Origin of the sequence: Vibrio sp. 10N.222.47.A9, from assembly GCF_963872585.1 — a bacterium.
Taxonomy (GTDB): Bacteria; Pseudomonadota; Gammaproteobacteria; order Enterobacterales; family Vibrionaceae; genus Vibrio; species Vibrio splendidus.
On the sequence record NZ_CAWNBB010000111.1, the window covers coordinates 1 to 542 of the forward strand.

At 40.0% G+C, this 542-nt stretch carries 2 tRNA genes; both read left to right on the forward strand.

The annotated features are described in order from the left end of the window. The first annotated feature begins 44 nt into the window (after positions 1-44). A tRNA-Ala gene (locus AACT19_RS25420) sits at positions 45-120 on the forward strand. Between the two features lie 32 nt (positions 121-152). Next, positions 153-228: transfer RNA gene (locus tag AACT19_RS25425), tRNA-Val, on the forward strand. The last annotated feature ends 314 nt before the right edge of the window (positions 229-542 follow it).

Genomic DNA, 542 nt, shown 5'->3' on the forward strand with positions numbered 1-542 from the left:
AATCCTGCACGACCCACCATTTCCTCCCAAGGAAATAAAAATATGGGGCTATAGCTCAGCTGGGAGAGCGCCTGCCTTGCACGCAGGAGGTCTGCGGTTCGATCCCGCATAGCTCCACCATTCTTTCTCCATGAAGGAATTAAAACTATCATGGGCGATTAGCTCAGTTGGGAGAGCACCTGCCTTACAAGCAGGGGGTCACTGGTTCGAGCCCGGTATCGCCCACCATCTTTAAACATTCTCGTAAGAGAGTATTTAAAAATGGTTTTGAAAGTTTAAAACTTGAAAAACTCTTGCTCTTTAACAATTTGGAAAGCTGACTGATTGATTTACTTACGAGTAATTCAATCAAATTTAAAAGTTCTCAATGTTTATCTTTCATTAGATAAACACAACAAACACATTCAAGTGTCTTGTATTCGAATCAATGTTTACATTGATTCACAATTGAGTCCGGCAAACAGTTATCAAGAATTAACCCTTCTTGATGACAACCAAAAACCTTGGTTAGTTGCCATACGCTTATTTGTCTTCACTTTTTA